We start from the raw sequence: 17,031 nt of genomic DNA, 5'->3' as shown, positions 1-17,031 counted from the left end.
AATTTCATACAACTAAACTTAACAATAATATAAATCCTAGTCCAGCAACGGAGATAATTGTTTCCAGCAAGGTCCATGTGGCAAAGGTTTCTTTCATGCTTAATCCAAAGTATTCTTTGAACATCCAGAAGCCGGCATCGTTGACGTGTGAAGCGATGACGCTTCCTGCACCTGTTGCGAGCACCACTAATGCAAGGCTGGCATCGGACTGTCCCAGCAATGGAATGACGAGCCCCGTCGTGCTTAATGCGGCAACGGTTGCTGATCCTAAGGAGATGCGCAGGATCGCTGCGATGAGCCATGCCAGCAGAATCGGCGATAATGCCGTTTCTCTGAATAAATCCGCTACGTAGTCGCCGACACCGCCGTTGATTAGCACTTGTTTAAAGGCGCCGCCTCCCCCGATGATCAACAGCATCATGCCAATTTGCGAGATGGCTGTTGAACAAGAGTCCATGACGGTTTTGATGGGAATGTTGCGTGCGATCCCCATTGTGTAAACAGCGACGAGCAGCGAGATGATCATGGCAGTCGATGCATTCCCGATCAAACGGATGAAAGCCAGAAGACCGTTATCCGCAAATCCTATTGTTTCCTGAAGCAAATCAATGATGGTTGCAATCGACATAATGATAATCGGAAGCATTGCTGTAAACACACTGATTCCAAATCCTGGTGTTTCTTCAAGTTTGAATGTTTTTTGTGTGCCGAGTGACGAGATATTTCCGTTTTTCGCAAATGATGCAGGAACGATTTTTTTCGCGAACTTTGTAAATATTGGCCCTGCAATCAGGACTGTCGGAACAGCAACAATGAAGCCGTACAGCAGTACTTCCCCGATATTTGCGCCGTATTCTCCGGCAATTGCTGTCGGTCCCGGGTGCGGCGGCAGGAACCCGTGTGTGACGGATAATGCTGCGACCATCGGAATACCGAGATATAAAATAGAAATCTTCAATTCTCTTGAAATTGCGAATACGATCGGGATTAATAGAACCAATCCTACTTCAAAGAACAACGCGATTCCGATAATAAAGGAAGCAATCACAACAGCCCACTGTATATTTTTCTCGCCGAATTTGTTGACGAGCGTCATTGCTATACGCTGTGCGCCGCCTGAGTCAGCAATCAGCTTGCCCAGCATCGCACCGAGTCCGAAGATGAGTGCGATGTGGCCAAGTGTCCCCCCTATACCTTCTTCAATGGAGCTGACAACTTTATCAAACGGCATCCCAAGTGCCAGTGCCACGCCGAATGATACAACTAATAAGGAAATAAATGTATTTAATTTCAAGCCCATAATCAAAAATAGTAATGCTAAGATCCCAAGTGCAACAATGATTAATGGCATGATAATGCCCTCCCCTTCATGTCATGTGCTATTTGTGTGTAATTAGGCTTCTTTGATAATTTGCAATTTGGGTATATTGATTTTCTAATGATCTCGATAGATTGATGAATATCGGCATTAATGTTCTATATTCTTTGGCTGAGTCTTCGATTGGCGTATGTCTGTACGTACTGCCGATCATGTCGGACACGGCTTCGAACGAGTCGATTTTTCCTGTCGCATACAGGCCTAAAATGCAGGCGCCGAGACATGAGCTTTCGTAGCTTTCAGGAACGACGACTTCAGATTCAAATATGTCCGACATCATTTGCCGCCAAACCTCTGATCTTGCAAAGCCGCCAGTCGCTTGAATTCGGGTGACCGGTCCGTCCATGCATTCTGTTAGCGCCAGGAACACAGTGTACAGATTGTAAATGACCCCTTCTAATGCTGCACGTATCATATGTTCTTTTTTATGTGACATGGTCAGGCCGAAAAATGAGCCGCGTACATCCGGGTTCCATAACGGAGCGCGTTCCCCGGCAAGATACGGGTGGAACAGCAGGCCGTCAGAACCCGGTCTGACGCGTTCAGCAATCTTCGTCAGCACGTCATATGGGTCAATTCCCAGTCTTGTTGCTGTTTCAATTTCTGACGAAGCAAATTCATCTCTGATCCAGCGAAGAACGATGCCTCCATTGTTCACCGGACCGCCGATGACCCAATGCTTGTCCGTTAACGCGTAGCAGAAAATTCTCCCCTTTTCATCGGTTTGCGGCTGGTCGATAATGGTTCGGATAGCGCCGCTCGTTCCGATTGTAACGGCGATTTCTCCTTTTTTAATGGCATTAACACCGAGATTGGACAGTACGCCGTCGCTCGCGCCGATGACAAAAGGTGTTTCCGGATCGATCCCCATCTGGATCGCTAATTCCGGGCTGCAGTGCTGAAAGATCTCGGTTGTCGGCACGAGTTTGGATAAGTGATCCGGCGTGATCCCTGCGATGTGTAACGCTTCTTCGTCCCAATTCAAGCTTTTGAGGTTCATCATGCCAGTCGCTGATGCTAAGGAATAGTCGATGACATATTCATCAAACAGCTGTTTAAAGATGTATTCTTTAATGCCGATATATTTTTTTGTCTTGGAAGCGATTTCTTTCCGTTCGTTTGTGATCCAGGCAATTTTGCTTAACGGTGACATGGGATGAATGGGTGTTCCTGTTCGTTTGTAGACCTCATGCCCGTTGAGTTCATCTTTAATCTTATGCGCCCAGCCCTCGCTTCGATTGTCTGCCCACGTGATGCATGGTGTCAGAGGCTGATCATTTTCGCCCATGGCAATGACGCTGTGCATGGCGCTGCTGAAGGAAATAAATGAGATCTGTTTTTCTGGGTGCTGTTTCGTGATTTTTGCAGTTGTATGGATAACAGCCTGAAAAATCAATTCCGGGTTTTGTTCAGCCGTTGAGATGTCTGGCGTATGGAGCGGGTAGCCGATGCTTTCTTTCTGTACCACGTCTCCGTTTTCAGTGAATAATACAGCCTTTGTGCTGGTCGTACCGATATCGATTCCTAACATATAACTAGTCATTTTTGTGTTCAGCTCCTTTTGCCAGCATTTGTTGTGAGAGCCAGAGGTCCTCTACTTTTTCTTGTACATCGTCAAAATTCTGGTGCAGAGACTGAATCATCAGCGCCCTGTCCTTTGTTTTGATTGCTTGAATATAAAGCTCATGGTTATCCAGAATCCTTGAGAAATCTTCGTACTTTTCCTTTAACCGTACCCGCATTGATAAAAGAATAAAGCTTTCCATTACGGGTTTTAGATTGTTCCAGATCATCTGAATGTATGAGTGATCAATGGCGCGGATAATCGTTTCATGGAATAACACATCCTGAAATGAAAACTCGTCCGCGTCCTCGTATTTGATGGAGACTTTCATTATTTCTAGAATCTTGCTGAGATCTTTGACTAAAGGCTCAATGTCGATTTTGACAAGCCGTTCAAAGACAAACGTTTCTAATAATAAACGCACGTCATATATTTCTGCGATTTCCTTTTCAGTTAACCCAATCACAACCGCTCCCATTCGTTCTAAGCGGATAATTTTTTCGGAAGCCAGTATTTTTAACGCTTCGCGAACCGGCGAACGGCTTACTGAAAACTCAGCCGCGATTGTATTTTCTGATAGAATGGTACCGCTTTCAATCGTGCCTGAAATAATCCGCATTCTCAGCTCGCATGCGACGCGAACGCCGGTTGACGCTTTTGAAAGCCATTTTGCGGGATACAACAGGTCCTTGGAGTCTAGCATACGCTCACCTTCTTCACTAAGGAGTATACTTGTATACAAGTATGATAACGCGAATATTTTATTAATGCAAACACTTTCATTTCTAATTTTTAATAAAATTTTTCCTGATAAATTGGTATATATCTCCAAAAGTAATTGTGGTAAATTGAAGAAAAGACAGTGTGAATCATCACTTTTTGAAAGAGGCGATTGGATGAAAATCATTATTGCACCAGATTCTTTTAAGGAAAGCTTATCAGCGTTAGAGGCGGCTCACGCCATAGAAAGAGGCTTCAAAACAGTTTTCCCGAATGCTGAATATCGGAAGCTGCCGATGGCGGACGGCGGTGAGGGAACGGTACAGTCATTAATCGATGCCACGGGCGGAACCATAACAGAGCAGATTGTCACGGGTCCGCTGGGGGAACAGGTAAAAGCGTTTTTTGGCCTAATGGGAGACGGAAATACGGCTGTGATTGAGATGGCTGCCGCATCGGGATTGCATCTTGTGCCAGCAGAGAAGAGGGATCCGCTTGCCACTTCTACTAGAGGAACGGGAGAATTAATCGCAGCGGCTCTTGATGCGGGTGCAGAGCATTTGATCATCGGAATCGGCGGAAGCGCCACAAACGATGGCGGAGCCGGGATGGTTCAGGCGCTGGGCGGAAGGCTTCTTGATGAATCAGGTCATGAGATCGGTCCCGGAGGCGGTGCGCTTTCTCAGCTCGCCTCAATAGATGTGTCAGGACTAGATCCCAGATTACGAAATGTAAAAATCGAAGTCGCCTGCGACGTGGATAACCCGTTAACAGGGCCAAGAGGGGCTTCCGCTGTTTTCGGTCCTCAAAAAGGCGCCACGCCTGACATGGTGCGTATACTTGACCAGAACCTGTCTCACTTTGCGGATGTGGCAGAAACAACGCTTGAAACAAGCTTCAGGGAAACAGAGGGCGCCGGTGCAGCAGGCGGTCTCGGTTGGAGTCTGCTTACTTTTCTCCGTGCTGATTTGAAAAGAGGCATTGATATTGTCCTCGATGCGGTCCTGTTTGAAAGTGAGGTTCAGGATGCAGATCTTGTGATTACCGGCGAAGGGCGGATTGACAGCCAGACAGTTTACGGCAAGACGCCGATTGGCGTGGCCAAAGCGGCTAAGGCATACGATGTGCCTGTCATTGGACTTGCGGGATCAGTTTCGCGAGACAGTGATGCGGTCTATGCACACGGGATGGATGCCCTTTTCAGCATCGTGCCGGGAGCCGTGCCCCTTGCAGACGCACTTGAGCATGCAGCCGAGAATATGGAAAGAACGGCAAGAAATATTGCGGCATCTTTAAAACTGGCGAAAACGATGGATCTGATATAAAGCCGGTCAAGCACATGCCCGTGCATATTCACCCTCCTTTCTGGGTACAGACAGGTAACAAGCACAACCTAGAAGGAGGACGCAGATATGACTGTACAAGAAATCAAAGGCAAACTAGTAAAAGGGATTGCGCCGAATGTAAAACCCGAAGCCTTATTAAATGATAAACGAAAAGTATTTTTGTTTGGTTCCCCGAGTTACACAAACATCGGAGACCAAGCGATTGCGTATGCGGAAGAGAAATTTATTAAAAATCATTTTCCGTACTATGAATATATTGAAATTATGGACTACGCGACGGACGAAGGCATCGAATTGGTGAAGGAGATCATCCGTGAAGACGATATTGTCTGCTTTACCGGCGGAGGAAATCTGGGCAACCTTTACCTTGATATTGAGGAGGACAGAAGGAAGGTCTTTGCAGCGTTTAAAGACTATAAATCCATTTCTCTTCCGCAATCCGTCTATTTTGAAGATACAGAGGACGGAAACAAAGAAAAGAAAAAAACACAGGATGCGTACCATCAAAATCCAAATTTAACGATTGCCGCGCGGGAGACACAGACGCTCGATGTTGTGAAAGAAACCTTCAATTCAGATGTCATTTTTACACCGGATATGGTGCTGTCTTTGGATATCGTACCGAAAGAGCTTGAACGGGACGGCGTTCTTTTTATTTTAAGAGCGGACAAGGAGAAGGTAACCGATGAAGATTTTATTTCACACATGATGAAATGGGCAGAAAAAACAACCTACGCGGAGCGTACAGACACGGTGCTTGATACGGTCGATATGATTGATTACGAGGATCGGGAAAAGCATTTCATGGAAATGCTCGACCGCATTGGTTCCAGTCAATTGGTTGTGACAGACCGCCTTCACGCTATGATCTTTTCGATTATCACAAAAACGCCATGCCTCGTCTTTGGAAATAGCTACGGCAAAGCTAAACATTCATACCGGGATTGGCTTGAAAGCTTAAACTTCATTGAATACACAGATAAAAATGATATTGAGGAATTAGAGCAAATGATTGACCGCCTGCTTCAAGCAGAGCCGAATGACGTTGATTTGTCTAAGGACTTTCAGCCGCTGATTGATTTCTTTAGATCGTAATGGGAAAAAGCAGACTGGGAACAGTCTGCTTTTTTCTGTGCTAATGATCGTTTTCCAGACGCACAGTTTCATTCGTGATTCGTTCTCGCTGCGCCACTTCGTCGGAGATGATATCTTCTTTATTTTAAGCTATATTGACTCTTTACCTTATAAGCCAATGGAATTGATTACACTCGAAACATCAGAATGAACTTTATCAAATGAAAGGTGATCTTTCATTTTATCAGTGACACTATCTATTGCTTTTCCAGACATATGATGGTTGAGGATTTCTCGATTTGTCTTTATAGCCTGCTCGGCATCTGTAATGTTTTCAAGGATCGAAGACAAATTCTTACGGTCTTCCTGAAATGCATAGCTTAATTGTTTTTTGATTGAATTCATCAACGCCAATTTTTGTTCTTGTCTCTTCTTCTCTTTGAACGCCGCCAATTGTTCAGGTGTCATTTCAGAGGTATTTACATTAGTGTTTGAAAAAATCGAAGTGCTTGAATGCTGACTCATCACTCTTTGCATAAAACGGTCAGCATCTGTTGGTTTCTTATTCATAAAATCCATGTTTCTTTCTCTCCTTATGAAATCCCCATTCGACTGGCCGCTGCCAGATCTGCATCATGATACGCATGTCCCATATGTCCGAGATCATCTGCAATCATCTGTAGAAAGTGTTGCAGATTGAGCGCTGCATCTACTGCCTGATCATATTTTTCTTTTGAGTAAAAAAGGTGGTGCGGTTTGTTCATTTTGATCTTATTGATCAGATCATCGACATCGGAAACTGATAATTCATCATAGGCGCCAAAACCAACCATTCGTGTATGCATATTCCTGACATCCTCAATTGAATCCTTTACTTTGTCATCAATTCTTTCAATCTGGCGTATCATTTTTGACCATTCCGTTTCGGCAATATGTTTCAACTGAGTACTTGTATTCATTAATACATGTGATTTGATAAGAATCGAAACACTTGTATTGGCCTTCACATTCGTTGATTTCATTTGGTTTAGCATCGTTAATGCAAAGTCAGGGTTGTTCTTTAAAACATCATCCACAGTTTGGGCAGAGCCATCTGAATGGAAGCTGTATCGATCCAAGCCGTGACTTCCCATCAAGGCTTCAGCAAATAGTGTGATATCAAGAGATTGATTGCCATAATGTTTCAGTCCAAGACCCAGCATTTTCACTTCATCAGGGAGGCTATTATTCTGTACACCATTGGGCAAAGCTTCGTCATACATCACTTTTACTTTGCCTACTTCAGCAGCATCCCGATTCAGCAAGGATAATCCATCATTTAAATTAATATATTCTGTTAAACGGCTGCGAAACTCTCCCTTTAACGCCTGGGCTTTTACATCCTCAGGCAGGTTTTCATATATGTTAGGATTCTCGAAAGTGACACCGCGGTCTATAAAGTCATTCATAACGACTGCATAGCTTGCATTAGATCCGCCTAATGAGTGACCGGTGACTTGAATGTCAGCATTTTTAAAGTCTTTATGTATTTTTTTTGCATATTGATCTGCCTGAATGGCCTGGTTATCTGTTCCATCATCAAACGGCTTTTTGCCAACTAGATAACTAGTATCCATGTGAAGCCAATCTTGGATGATTTCATTTGCATATTCAGAGAAACCTGTTACTGAGTCAAAAGAAGACCCATCTTCTTCAGCTGGAATATTGATCCCTTTTTTCTCTAGTTCTTTAATGAGCTCTTCTCTTTTTCCACGCTGATTTGTTTCCTTAATCGTTTCTTTTAATTGGTTAGTGCTGATAGGTTCAGATCCGCGGTATGCAATGATGGCGTTTTGGATTTTTTCAGGGTGTTTGCCTTCATGAGAATTACGGTAATCCTCACGAGAAACAAGAGTAAGAGCGTTAAGGCCCTTTTCTGTTTTTTTATAATCGATAACGTATAGCTTTTGCCTGTTACTAGTATATATAATCTCACCAATATGATAGTTTTGAATATCGTAGGCAGCACTCGATATACGGTTATAATCCTCATCCGTAATTTTTATAGACTTATTCTTAGCCAATTACGCCACTCCTAATCTTTGTACATATCTTGTATAATAAAATAAAAAGGATGAATTGCCAATGATAACCATGAGGAAAATGATAAGTGCAGGTGCGATTATAATAATTTTAATTGCAGGTGCCTTATACTTTTATTTTGATAAAACCAATGAAAAAGAAACAACTGGAGGCAACAAAAATATGAACAGTGAAGAAAAGAGCGATCGAGAAAAAGCGGAAGAATATGCTGAAAAAATGAAGACTAAAGTAGAAGAGACATTAAAGAAAGAAGACATTCATCATTTTATAAAAACGATAACCTTTGAAAAAGAAATAGAAATAAACCCGATGGGGAGAATCATTATAGATGGCTATGTAAACGGGGACCCAGAAAAGTTTCATTTTTCTGCTGATTTAATCTATCATTCTAACAAGGTTGATGGCATGAGTTTCTCTAAAGACTTAGCGGATCGATTTGAAAACTGGGATGATTTTGATAAAGAGGTTAAAGAAGACTTTTTAAATAGTTTGACGAAAGAAGAACGGGAACAATATTTAAAAGACATTGGAGAATTAAAATAAACAGGCGAAATGCCTGTTTATTTTGATCGGTTTACTTTCTCCTCTTTGCCATTTTCCAAGACGCCAGTTCGGCATCAGCAGCGTAAAATAGATATGGAAAAAGACTGCCCGCTGAAGGCAGTCTTTTTTTGTTAAATATGAAACAGCCAGACGACGAGCGGCCCAAAGAATGAGCCGAGTACCGCACAAAGCGTCATTGAGACCGAACTCATGGATACGGCCAGTTCACCATATTCAAATGCTTTTGAGGTGCCGAGTGCATGGGAGGCGCTGCCTAATGCGATACCTTTTCCGAGTGAACTGCGTATGCGAAGCCATTTTAGGACAAGCGGCCCGAGGATGACGCCTGAAAAGCCCGCGATCATGACAAATACGACTGTCATGGAAGGAACACCGCCAAGGCCGGCGGCAATTTGGATAGCGACTGGGGTTGTGATCGACTTCGGCAGAATGGACAATACGAGATCATGATTGACCCCGAATGCTTCTGCGAAAATGAGTCCGCTGATCATCCCCATACACAAACCGACCAGCACACCGCCTATAATGGGAATACTGTATTTCATAATAATGTGCCGTTGTTTATAAAGCGGATATGCCAGTGCCACAACAGCTGGCCCAAGCAAAGAATTGATCCATTTTCCTCCGATCATATAGCCTTCATACGAAATATGGAACATCACCAAACACGCGACAATCAAAATTGTCGTTGTCAGAACAGGGATAAGAAATGGAAAAGGGAATCGCTTGTAGAGCTGTACCATCGCTAAGTAAGCCGCAACTGTCAAAAGAATTATAATGATTGCGATACATGCTTGCTGCATTTCTTTTTCTCCTTTCGTTTGTTGGCTCTTTTTTCCAGAACCTGGCTGGCGGCTCCTGCTGCAATGATCGTGAAGATGGTGCTCAAAACGACTGTAATCAGCAACATCAACCCATTTAATGAAACGAGAGATGGATACTTCATCACCCCGGTCATAGCCGGAATGAATAACAATGGCAGAAAGGACAATAAAAACCCGGCTCCGTCTTCAATAATGGCAACCGGCACAATACGGAGGGCTAAGCAGATCAGCAGCAATACCAAGCCGACTATGCTTCCTGATATCGGTAAATGAAACAGATGCTGAAGTGCTTCTCCGATGATAAAAAACACATATAATATCAACACTTGCAAAATTATTCGAATGACTTTCACAGCAAGTACTGCTCTCTATTAGAACAGCTTCCTCCTTTCTGGTTGACTTCCTTTTGGTTTGTTCTGAGGAATGACTTTACTTTCTTTTTATATGGTTGTACTATACAAGTAAATAAATAGATTTTATCATCCAACACTTATTCATACAGATCTTATACATTTGTATTATACAAGTATATAGAATGATGTCAATGTCAAACATCGGAATGGGGAGCGAAAGCCATTGCAAAAACAGAATCCAGTCGAATTGATTGAATATGAGCTGACCACGTTTATCAGGAGAGCTGTTTATCTAGATCAATCAGAGAAAAGAACAGGGAATTTGGAGAGATCCTCTTACTTATTATTGAGACAATTGGATGAGTTTGGACCCGCTCGTGTAAAAGAGCTGGCGGAGTCGTTTAAGCTTGATATTTCTACTCTTTCCAGACAAGCTGCAGCTTTAGAGGCCAAGGAGCTCATTTATCGTTTTACCGATCCTTCCGATAGAAGAGTCAGTCTGTTTACCATTACAAAACTCGGCAAACAAGCATTAAAGGCAGATCAGCAGATGCGCTTAGAACGTTATGAACAGATGCTGAAAGAGTGGTCAATACATGAAAAAGAGATGTTTGGCGAACTTCTGCAGCGTATGAACAAGGCCTTTGTCGATTAACATCAAAAAACCCATGCGTTATGTTACATCTGCATGGGTTTTTATGGTGTGCAATCATATGATGGAAGGTCTCATTTGGTGCGTTTAACGGCAGCCCAGACACAAGCAAGCCCGACAGCCGCAGCCGCAGTTACCGCCGGGCGCTTTGTGGCCTTTACATAATAGCTTCTTGACCGAAGCCACCCTTTATTTGGCCCCCTGTCATGCATGCCGTAGCCCGCATAGTAAAGCGCGCTTTCTTCACGCGGTTTGGACGGTCTTTCCGCATGCTGGCTGCAGTACATGATTTTTTCCATCAGCCTGTCGGTCAGCCGGGGAAAGAGTGCACCCAGCATGGCGATGGCTTTTGCCTGCGAGCCGATGTACATGTCGCGTTTCGGATGTTCAGCGGCAAACAGAATGGCTTCGGCTGCAGCTTCCGGCGGGTAGATCATAGAGCGGTAATGAGCCGGCTGTTTGTCCAGGTAGCTTCTGGCGTGTTCGTTGTAAGGCGTGTCGATTCTGCCTGGATGGATGAGTGTGACCGAGACGGGTGCCTGTTCTTTTTCAAGCTCCATTCGGATGCTTTCTGTCCATCCGTGAAGCGCGAATTTCGCAGACGCGTAGGTGGATTGAATAACGGTTCCTCTGTCGCCGAACAGGCTTCCTACATTGATGAGAGCACCCGGACCGCCTCTGCTTGTAAAGTGTTTGACGGCTGCCCTTGTTCCATAGACCGGACCCCAGAAATTGGTGTCAAACACGCGCTTCATGTCTTCGGTGGTAACATCCATGGCGTGTCCGAAAACCGAAACAGCGGCGTTGTTAACCCATGTGTCAAAGCGGCCGAATGTGCTGATCGCGGTTTCTGCGATGCGGTTGACGTCTTCTTCTTTTCCCACATCCGCTTTTACATAGATGGCTTCGTGCCCTTTTTTCTTTACTTCATCAACGAGCTCCTGAAGGGCGTCTTCATTTCGGGCTGCTGCGACGACTTTTGCTCCTTTTTCAGCCGCCATTCTCGCGGTGACGAGGCCGATTCCGCTTGTAGCACCGGTAATGACGATGACTTGATCCTTTACTTTTTTCAGTTTGAGCTTCGTTTTCGGGTTTTGCTGTTTTTCAAGCTGTTCCGTATTGGTGACCGTATCATCAGTTGTCATCGAGAATCCCCTCCTAGACATGTTTGTCTACATTTACCCCTTCCAGGAGGTTCTTACCCCTTTTGACAATCCCATGGTTCTTTTTTATATTATATAAGTCGCTCTACCATACCTAGGAGGGAATGTTTCAATGACTAGCAGAGGAGATTCACGTGAAAAAATCCTTCACACAGCGTCACGTCTGTTCCAGCTGCAAGGATATCACGCGACGGGCTTAAACCAGATTGTGAAAGAAAGCGGTGCTCCTAAGGGATCGCTTTATCACTTTTTTCCGAATGGCAAAGAAGAATTAGCAATTGAAGCGGTTACATATACGGGTAAGATCGTTGAACATGTGATACAGAAAAGCATGGATGAATCCTCTGATCCTGTTGAAGCGATTCAGCGTTTTATCAAAAAAACCGCCAGCCAGTTTGACAATACGGAAAGCATTCAAGGGATTCCAGTCGGCTTGCTGGCGAGTGAAACGGCGTTAATCAGCGAGCCGCTGCGCACGGTTTGCATGGAGGTATTTAAAAGCTGGGAAGCGGTTTTCGCCAGAAAATTAATGGAAAACGGATTTGCAGAAGAAGAAGCAAGCCAGCTGGGAATGCTGATCAATTCGATGATTGAAGGCGGCATTATGCTTTCTTTAACGAATAAAGACAAAACGCCCCTTCTTCTCATTGCCGAACAAATTCCAGTATTGGTGAGGAAAAAAGGGTAGCATTTTGTTATCCTTTCCCCTACAATTATATAGAACGGTCTAGTCGGAAACCCATAATATATAGACTGGTCTAAATTGGAGGACGTAACATGAAAACGTTAAGTAAATATTCATTGCCCAAAGAAAAAGTGCCTTACTTGCTTCGCAGCGGAGAGGGAGAGCGCTATTTGTTCGGCAGACAGGTCGCGACAGTGCTGGCAAACGGAAAGAGCACGGGAGATTTGTTCGAGATCGTGCTGCTTTCTGGGGGAAAAGGAGATGCCTTTCCGCTTCATATTCACAAAAATACGCATGAAGGGCTTCTTGTTCTGGACGGTAAGCTTGAACTGACGCTTGATGGAGAACATCATCTTTTAGTAGCTGGTGATTATGCGAACATTCCGGCCGGAACGCCGCACAGCTACCGGATGCATAGCCACAGAACACGGCTGGTGTCTTACACAATGAAAGGGAACGTCGCACATATGTATTCCGTGCTTGGAACGCCGTATGATCACGCTGAGCATCCGCCGCACGTAAGCGAAGAGGTATCAAAAGAGCGTTTTGCAAAAGCGGCTGAGGCGGCGGACATTATATTTGCGGAGGATGAAAACCGTGCCGGTGCTCCAAAACTAGTGGAGAATACAGAACTTCCGGCTGGCGTTGTTCCATACGTGCTTGAGTCCGGAGAAGGAGACCGCCTATTGACGGGCGATCAGCTTCACCGCATTGTGGCTGCGCAAAAGAATACGGACGGGCAATTTATTGTTGTATCATCTGAAGGCCCTAAAGGCGATCGCATCGTTGATCATTACCATGAGCATCATACAGAAACTTTCTATTGCCTTGAAGGGCAAATGACGATGTGGGCCGATGGTGAAGAAATTCAGCTTAATCCTGGAGATTTCCTGCATGTTCCTGCCAACACTGTACACTCATATCGCTTGGATTCTCACTATACAAAAATGGTGGGAGTATTGGTTCCGGGCCTATTCGAGCCGTTTTTCCGCACGTTAGGAGATCCGTATGAGGGGCATATCTTCCCGAGTGAGCCTCAAGCTTTGCGATTCGACCGTGTCTTGCAGAATATCGAAACATTAGATTTAAAGGTCATGAAACCATAATATCTCCGGGTTTCCTGTGAAGCCTGGTTTTTTATTGTGAAGGTGACGAGATTGTAAGGTTTTTCCTTTTCGCTGCCACCTAAATCGATGTTTCTTCGCTTCTTTTTTTCATACGCTTGAGGTATAGAAAAAAGGAGCGTGATCCATATGGCTTCATTACAGCCGACTCTGACAAATGAGCGGATTGGTGTGCTTGACGTGTTAAGAGGAATTGCCATTTTCGGCATCCTATTTGTGAATTTGGCGCACTTCAGTTATCCGGATATGTATTTGTCTATGCTTGGAAAGAATAATTTTTTCACGGAAAAGTGGTCTGGTGCAGACTTTGCTGCAGCAGAAATATTGAAATTTTTGATTCAAACCAAATGTATTTTACTGTTTTCATTTTTATTTGGGTTTGGCATGGTGGTGATGATGGAGAGAGCGTTAAGCAAAGGAAAACGTTTTGTCCCGCTTTATATCAGAAGATTATTGGCACTCTTCATCTTTGGAACCATTCATGCTTTTTTGATATGGGACGGGGATATCTTAACGGAATACGCCCTGCTTGGTTTGGTTTTACTTTTGTTCAGAAAAGCAAAGCCGAAAACACTGTTGATATGGGCAGTCTCTTTGTATCTCCTGTTTTCTCTTCCGTTCATTTTGGCAAGCTTTCATCAAGCAAACGGACAAGAATGGGCACAAGCAGCCATTCAGCAAGCGAAGCAGGCGCTGCATGCTTACGGAAACGGCAGCCTGAAAGACATTGCGGAACAGCGAATCCACGATCGGCTCGTTTATATGTCAATGAATGGCATGCTGACCTATAATCCGCTGAATTTCTTTTTTGCCTCCATCCCATATTTCAGTATGTTTTTGCTGGGAGCCGCGGCGGCAAAATCAAGATTTTTGCATCAGCCGGAAAAGCACCGCAAAGCGTTAAAAAGAGTATGGCTGTCTGGGCTGGTCATTGGCATCAGCGCTCATATATTGTACAGTGTGACCGAAATGGAAGTATTTTTGCTGGTTGGTGCGCCTTTTCTTATGTTTTTCTACGTCACAACGATTGTGTATCTTTATCATAAGACAAGACTGGCTAAGCCGCTGCAATACTTTTCCGCAGTCGGGAGAATGGCATTTACTAACTATCTCATGCAATCAATCATTTGTACGTGGATTTTCTATCACTACGGGTTAGGGTTATACGGAAAAGTATATCCGGCTGCGGGCGTGCTGATCACGATCGCGGTATGTGCCCTTCAAATGATCATCAGCCATCTTTGGCTGCGGGCATTCCGAATGGGGCCGTTTGAGTGGCTTTGGAGGAGCCTTACGTATATGAAGTGGCAGCCGATCTTGAAGAAATCATAGATAAATAAAAGTCTAGACTCATAATTGACGTCTAGACTTTTTCATGTTTTCAATTATTTATATACAACCCGTGTACGGCAAATGATGTCATGAAGGCCCTTTTTCTCTCCGAATGCCACCATGATAAAACCGATATAAAAGATAATTCCAGATAATATGTACGCAAAGTAACGGCCGATTGCCTGCCCGATAGACACGCGTCCGCCTTGTTCATTGACTACTTTCAGCCCGAGAATTTTCTTGCCGAGCGTGCCTTGCATTTTAGAAGCTGTAAGCAGACCGTAATATAACACACTGATGACGATCATAATCAGCATGGTTGGCAAAAATGCCAGCGTTAAGTATTTCACCATATATTCGTCTTTTGTCATGTATGGGTCTGTTGCGATGGATCCAGCGATAAATACGGAATTGATAATAAATAGAATAATATAGCTAGGAACAGATACAATAATGCCATCAATCAAATAAGCTAAAACACGAATCCAAAATCCTGCCGGTTTTTCCATGTATATTTCTCTCTCCTTTGAATTAATCTGGAACAGTATACGTTGTAAAAAAAGCTTTTGCAATATGATATGGTGATAAAATCCTGATATTACTGAAAAATGAGTCTTTTATCCTTTCTTTTCTACTATATAAAACTACCACGGACGGTGAAAAAACATGCCTTATACATTAAAAGAAGTCATGGAGCAGTGCCAAATGACTGAGGATGCGGTTCGTTATTATGAGAAAATCGGCTTGCTTCCGACGGTTAAACGAAAAGCGAACGGCCATCGGGTGTTTAGTGAGGATGACAAGAAACGTCTGCTGTTCATCAGATGTTTGAAGAAAACGGGCATGTCTTTAGAGGAAATGAAGCCGTTCCTCAGCCTGCAGGAACAGACAGATCGCTTGGATAATACTCAGCGCGAGCTGCTGATAAATTACCAGGAGAAATTGAAACAGAAGCAAAGTGAGCTGCAGCAGGTGTGGGAGCTGATCGAAGCGAAGCTGGAGAGCGGGGAAGGGTTTGGCCCTCCGCATCATATCAAAAAATAGGTATTGACCTGGTGTTAACACCAGGTTTTAGCATAAAACACAACCCTGAAAGCAGGGGAATGCATATCTAGGGGAGTGTTTTATACATGAACAGAGTAACGATTGGAAAAACAGGACTGAGTGCTTTCAGCATTGGATTAGGTGCAGGTGTTGTCGGCAATACAATGATGTATCCCAATGTGACGGAAGCGATGGGGAAAAATCTTATTCACGCCGCATTTGATGAAGGCATTGATTTTGTTGATACAGCTTATTTATATGGCTTGGGCAGGTCTGAGGAGCTGATTGGCGAGGCGGTGAACCAGCGCGGCAATCGTGAGAAAGTCGTCATTTCAACGAAACTTTCTCCGTCTCCAGAGTATGTGAACGGGACTGTTAAGACCGACATTCGCCCGTCAGCACTGCGCAAGGCTGCGGAAGACGCACTTGTCCGATTGAAAACGGATTATATCGACATCCTGTTTCTGCATTTTCCAGACAGCAGGACCCCGTTAGGTGAAGCTGCAAACGCACTGGCCGATTTAAGAAAGGAAGGCAAAATAAGAGCCATTGGCGCATCAAACCTGGACTTCCGCCAGCTGCAAGAGTTTAATGCTGGCGGCCATCTTGACGTGTTTCAAACCGAGTATTCTTTACTTGCTCGACATGCGGAGGAGCACATCCTTCCATACTGCATGGAAAAAGAAATTTCTGTTATCCCGTTTTATCCGCTGGCCGCGGGACTGCTTGCCGGACGGTACAAAGCGGATGATGTTTTTACTGACGCATCAAGAGCAAATCACCCGCTTTTTCAGTGTGATGCGTATCTGAAAAACCTTAAGAAGGTGGAGAAATTAAAGCGGTTTGCTGAACAAAAACAAGCGGAGCCGGCACAGGTCGCTTTGTCATGGCTGCTGCATCAGCCTGGGATTGATTTGATCATCCCTGGAGCCACTAGGCCTGGCCAGCTCAAGACGAATATCAAAACAGCAAATCTTCATTTATCAAAAGATGAACTAAAACAAATGGATCAGATATTCAGTTCTTAACGTTTTTTCCAGATATACTCTATTTCAAATGAATGGAGTATATCTTTTTTTATGGGTGTTTTTAGAAAACCCATCGATTTCTATTAGATTTTACCTTA

At 44.1% G+C, this 17,031-nt stretch carries 18 protein-coding genes; 9 read left to right on the top strand and 9 right to left on the bottom strand.

Translation table 11 applies throughout. The annotated features are described in order from the left end of the window. Positions 1–4 precede the first annotated feature (4 nt). From gntP to gntR, 3 genes are read right to left on the bottom strand one after another with little or no spacing between them, the layout of a single operon-like run. Positions 5–1,351 carry a gluconate permease GntP gene (gene gntP / locus UJ203_RS16940; RefSeq protein WP_322012641.1) on the bottom strand — a complete coding sequence of 449 codons (1,347 nt, stop codon included), beginning with the start codon at positions 1,349–1,351 and terminating at the stop codon, positions 5–7. A gap of 28 nt (positions 1,352–1,379) precedes the next feature. Beyond that, on the bottom strand, positions 1,380–2,921 hold the full coding sequence (gene gntK, locus UJ203_RS16935; RefSeq protein WP_322012639.1) for a gluconokinase: 1,542 nt from the start codon (positions 2,919–2,921) through the stop codon (positions 1,380–1,382). Beyond that, positions 2,914–3,645 carry a gluconate operon transcriptional repressor GntR gene (gene gntR / locus UJ203_RS16930; RefSeq protein ID WP_322012637.1) on the bottom strand — a complete coding sequence of 244 codons (732 nt, stop codon included), beginning with the start codon at positions 3,643–3,645 and terminating at the stop codon, positions 2,914–2,916. The genes gntK and gntR overlap by 8 nt, the downstream gene beginning before the upstream one ends. A 193-nt stretch (positions 3,646–3,838) precedes the next feature. Here gntR and UJ203_RS16925 point away from each other — a divergent pair, with 193 nt between their 5' ends. Together UJ203_RS16925 and UJ203_RS16920 are read left to right on the top strand one after the other, a co-directional pair. Then, positions 3,839–4,987: a glycerate kinase gene (locus tag UJ203_RS16925; protein ID WP_322012635.1), complete on the top strand. Its 1,149-nt coding sequence runs from the start codon at positions 3,839–3,841 to the stop codon at positions 4,985–4,987. A gap of 87 nt (positions 4,988–5,074) precedes the next feature. Beyond that, positions 5,075–6,103: a polysaccharide pyruvyl transferase family protein gene (locus UJ203_RS16920; protein ID WP_322012633.1), complete on the top strand. Its 1,029-nt coding sequence runs from the start codon at positions 5,075–5,077 to the stop codon at positions 6,101–6,103. A 147-nt stretch (positions 6,104–6,250) separates the two neighbouring features. Here the strand turns inward: UJ203_RS16920 and UJ203_RS16915 are convergent, their stop codons facing one another. Then, complete coding sequence (locus UJ203_RS16915; RefSeq protein ID WP_322012631.1) at positions 6,251–6,661, bottom strand: hypothetical protein; 411 nt, start codon at positions 6,659–6,661, stop codon at positions 6,251–6,253. A gap of 14 nt (positions 6,662–6,675) precedes the next feature. Further along, entirely contained in the window at positions 6,676–8,145 is a 1,470-nt protein-coding gene (locus UJ203_RS16910; RefSeq protein WP_322012629.1) for a lipase, read from the bottom strand. A 61-nt stretch (positions 8,146–8,206) separates the two neighbouring features. Here UJ203_RS16910 and UJ203_RS16905 point away from each other — a divergent pair, with 61 nt between their 5' ends. Next, complete coding sequence (locus tag UJ203_RS16905; RefSeq protein ID WP_322012627.1) at positions 8,207–8,707, top strand: DUF1433 domain-containing protein; 501 nt, start codon at positions 8,207–8,209, stop codon at positions 8,705–8,707. Between the two features lie 131 nt (positions 8,708–8,838). Here the strand turns inward: UJ203_RS16905 and UJ203_RS16900 are convergent, their stop codons facing one another. After that, positions 8,839–9,531, bottom strand: a complete 693-nt coding sequence (locus UJ203_RS16900; protein WP_322012625.1) for an LrgB family protein — start codon at positions 9,529–9,531, stop codon at positions 8,839–8,841. Next, complete coding sequence (locus UJ203_RS16895) at positions 9,501–9,905, bottom strand: CidA/LrgA family holin-like protein (RefSeq protein ID WP_322012623.1); 405 nt, start codon at positions 9,903–9,905, stop codon at positions 9,501–9,503. The genes UJ203_RS16900 and UJ203_RS16895 overlap by 31 nt, the downstream gene beginning before the upstream one ends. Before the next feature lie 223 nt (positions 9,906–10,128). On the opposite strand from UJ203_RS16895, the gene UJ203_RS16890 reads away from it, so the two are divergent. After that, positions 10,129–10,560 (top strand): MarR family winged helix-turn-helix transcriptional regulator, encoded by a 432-nt coding sequence (locus tag UJ203_RS16890; RefSeq protein WP_095712611.1) that lies wholly within the window; start codon positions 10,129–10,131, stop codon positions 10,558–10,560. Between the two features lie 71 nt (positions 10,561–10,631). On the opposite strand, the gene UJ203_RS16885 is transcribed toward UJ203_RS16890, so the two are convergent. Then, the gene (locus UJ203_RS16885) at positions 10,632–11,702 is read right to left on the bottom strand and encodes an SDR family oxidoreductase (protein ID WP_322012620.1); all 1,071 of its coding nucleotides are present in this window, start codon (positions 11,700–11,702) and stop codon (positions 10,632–10,634) included. Between the two features lie 130 nt (positions 11,703–11,832). Between UJ203_RS16885 and yxaF the strand changes: the two genes are divergently transcribed. The 3 genes from yxaF to UJ203_RS16870 all read left to right on the top strand — a co-directional run bounded on the left by yxaF (position 11,833) and on the right by UJ203_RS16870 (position 14,861). Then, the gene (gene yxaF, locus UJ203_RS16880; protein ID WP_322012618.1) at positions 11,833–12,408 is read left to right on the top strand and encodes a transcriptional regulator YxaF; all 576 of its coding nucleotides are present in this window, start codon (positions 11,833–11,835) and stop codon (positions 12,406–12,408) included. 89 nt (positions 12,409–12,497) lie between these two features. Then, positions 12,498–13,511, top strand: coding sequence for a quercetin 2,3-dioxygenase (locus tag UJ203_RS16875; protein ID WP_322012617.1), 1,014 nt, complete (start codon positions 12,498–12,500; stop codon positions 13,509–13,511). A 147-nt stretch (positions 13,512–13,658) separates the two neighbouring features. Further along, a complete protein-coding gene (locus UJ203_RS16870; RefSeq protein WP_322012615.1) occupies positions 13,659–14,861 on the top strand; it encodes a DUF418 domain-containing protein in 1,203 nt (400 codons plus the stop codon). 53 nt (positions 14,862–14,914) lie between these two features. Here the strand turns inward: UJ203_RS16870 and UJ203_RS16865 are convergent, their stop codons facing one another. Next, positions 14,915–15,370, bottom strand: coding sequence for an RDD family protein (locus UJ203_RS16865; RefSeq protein WP_010332551.1), 456 nt, complete (start codon positions 15,368–15,370; stop codon positions 14,915–14,917). A 157-nt stretch (positions 15,371–15,527) separates the two neighbouring features. Here UJ203_RS16865 and UJ203_RS16860 point away from each other — a divergent pair, with 157 nt between their 5' ends. Both UJ203_RS16860 and UJ203_RS16855 read left to right on the top strand, forming a co-directional pair. Continuing rightward, positions 15,528–15,905: a MerR family transcriptional regulator gene (locus tag UJ203_RS16860; protein WP_322012611.1), complete on the top strand. Its 378-nt coding sequence runs from the start codon at positions 15,528–15,530 to the stop codon at positions 15,903–15,905. A gap of 86 nt (positions 15,906–15,991) precedes the next feature. Further along, positions 15,992–16,933, top strand: coding sequence for an aldo/keto reductase (locus UJ203_RS16855; protein WP_322012609.1), 942 nt, complete (start codon positions 15,992–15,994; stop codon positions 16,931–16,933). Positions 16,934–17,031: the final 98 nt, after the last annotated feature.

The sequence above is a fragment of the Bacillus sp. V26 genome (genome assembly GCF_034296245.1).
Lineage (GTDB): Bacteria > Bacillota > Bacilli > Bacillales > Bacillaceae > Bacillus > Bacillus halotolerans.
This window is presented reverse-complemented; position numbering and strand designations above follow the sequence as displayed.

Bases quoted from the DNA above. Each gene is read 5' to 3' on its own strand.
- gntP (WP_322012641.1), bottom strand. From the start codon at position 1,351: ATGCCATTAATCATTGTTGCACTTGGGATCTTAGCATTACTATTTTTG.
- gntK (WP_322012639.1), bottom strand. From the start codon at position 2,921: ATGACTAGTTATATGTTAGGAATCGATATCGGTACGACCAGCACAAAG.
- gntR (WP_322012637.1), bottom strand. From the start codon at position 3,645: ATGCTAGACTCCAAGGACCTGTTGTATCCCGCAAAATGGCTTTCAAAA.
- UJ203_RS16925 (WP_322012635.1), top strand. From the start codon at position 3,839: ATGAAAATCATTATTGCACCAGATTCTTTTAAGGAAAGCTTATCAGCG.
- UJ203_RS16920 (WP_322012633.1), top strand. From the start codon at position 5,075: ATGACTGTACAAGAAATCAAAGGCAAACTAGTAAAAGGGATTGCGCCG.
- UJ203_RS16915 (WP_322012631.1), bottom strand. From the start codon at position 6,661: ATGGATTTTATGAATAAGAAACCAACAGATGCTGACCGTTTTATGCAA.
- UJ203_RS16905 (WP_322012627.1), top strand. From the start codon at position 8,207: ATGATAACCATGAGGAAAATGATAAGTGCAGGTGCGATTATAATAATT.
- UJ203_RS16900 (WP_322012625.1), bottom strand. From the start codon at position 9,531: ATGCAGCAAGCATGTATCGCAATCATTATAATTCTTTTGACAGTTGCG.
- UJ203_RS16885 (WP_322012620.1), bottom strand. From the start codon at position 11,702: ATGACAACTGATGATACGGTCACCAATACGGAACAGCTTGAAAAACAG.
- yxaF (WP_322012618.1), top strand. From the start codon at position 11,833: ATGACTAGCAGAGGAGATTCACGTGAAAAAATCCTTCACACAGCGTCA.
- UJ203_RS16875 (WP_322012617.1), top strand. From the start codon at position 12,498: ATGAAAACGTTAAGTAAATATTCATTGCCCAAAGAAAAAGTGCCTTAC.
- UJ203_RS16870 (WP_322012615.1), top strand. From the start codon at position 13,659: ATGGCTTCATTACAGCCGACTCTGACAAATGAGCGGATTGGTGTGCTT.
- UJ203_RS16865 (WP_010332551.1), bottom strand. From the start codon at position 15,370: ATGGAAAAACCGGCAGGATTTTGGATTCGTGTTTTAGCTTATTTGATT.
- UJ203_RS16860 (WP_322012611.1), top strand. From the start codon at position 15,528: ATGCCTTATACATTAAAAGAAGTCATGGAGCAGTGCCAAATGACTGAG.
- UJ203_RS16855 (WP_322012609.1), top strand. From the start codon at position 15,992: ATGAACAGAGTAACGATTGGAAAAACAGGACTGAGTGCTTTCAGCATT.